Annotated in this window: 1 protein-coding gene; it reads left to right on the top strand. The window is 71.8% G+C overall.

Going from position 1 to position 1,290, the window contains the following annotated elements; translation table 11 throughout:
- On the top strand, positions 1-1,290 hold a 1,290-nt coding region (locus RM704_RS44510; RefSeq protein ID WP_063774474.1), incomplete at both ends, for an acetyl-CoA carboxylase biotin carboxylase subunit.

Here is a 1,290-nt window from a genome sequence, read left to right as displayed (position 1 = left end):
CAAGGTGTTGATCGCCAACCGAGGCGAAATCGCTGTCCGCGTCGCCCGGGCGTGCCGGGACGCCGGGATCGCGAGCGTGGCCGTGTATGCCGATCCGGACCGGGACGCGCTGCATGTGCGGGCCGCGGACGAGGCGTTCGCGTTGGGCGGTGACACTCCGGCGACCAGCTATCTGGACATGGGCAAGGTGCTCCAGGCGGCGAAGGACGCGGGTGCGGACGCGGTCCACCCGGGTTATGGGTTCCTCTCGGAGAACGCGGAGTTCGCGCAGGCGGTCCTGGACGCGGGTCTGATCTGGATCGGTCCGCCGCCGCAGGCGATCCGTGATCTGGGGGACAAGGTGGCGGCCCGTCACATCGCCCAGCGTGCGGGCGCGCCGCTGGTCGCGGGGACCCCGGACCCGGTCTCGGGTGCGGAGGAAGTCGTGGCGTTCGCCCGGGAGCACGGTCTGCCGATCGCGATCAAGGCGGCCTTCGGCGGTGGCGGGCGCGGTCTGAAGGTGGCCCGCACGCTGGAGGAGGTGCCCGAGCTGTACGACTCCGCGGTGCGTGAGGCGGTCGCGGCGTTCGGGCGCGGTGAGTGCTTCGTGGAGCGCTACCTCGACAAGCCCCGGCATGTGGAGACGCAGTGCCTGGCCGACTCCCACGGCAACGTGGTCGTGGTCTCCACCCGTGACTGCTCCCTGCAGCGCCGCCACCAGAAGCTGGTGGAGGAGGCCCCCGCCCCGTTCCTGTCCCAGGCGCAGAACGAGCAGCTGTACGCGGCCTCCAAGGCGATCCTGAAGGAGGCCGGCTACGTCGGCGCCGGCACGGTGGAGTTCCTCGTCGGCGCTGACGGCACGATCTCCTTCCTGGAGGTCAACACCCGCCTGCAGGTCGAACACCCGGTCACCGAGGAGGTCACCGGCATCGACCTGGTCCGGGAGATGTTCCGCATCGCCGACGGCGAGGAACTCGGCTACGACGACCCGCCCCTGCGCGGCCACTCCCTGGAGTTCCGCATCAACGGCGAGGACCCCGGCCGGGGCTTTTTGCCCGCCCCCGGCACCGTCACCACCTTCACCCCGCCCGCCGGCCCCGGTGTCCGCCTGGACGCCGGCGTGGAAGCCGGCAGCGTGATCGGCCCCGCCTGGGACTCCCTGCTGGCCAAACTGGTCATCACCGGCGCCACCCGCAAGCAGGCCCTGCAGCGCGCCGCCCGCGCGCTGGAGGAGTTCACCGTCGAGGGCATGGCCACCGCGATCCCCTTCCACCGCGCGGTCGTCACCGACCCGGCCTTCGCTCCCGAACT

The sequence above is a fragment of the Streptomyces gottesmaniae genome (assembly GCF_031845845.1).
Taxonomy (GTDB): domain Bacteria; phylum Actinomycetota; class Actinomycetes; order Streptomycetales; family Streptomycetaceae; genus Streptomyces; species Streptomyces akebiae.
Note: the sequence above shows the minus strand (reverse complement) of the source record. Positions and strands in the feature narration are given on the sequence as shown.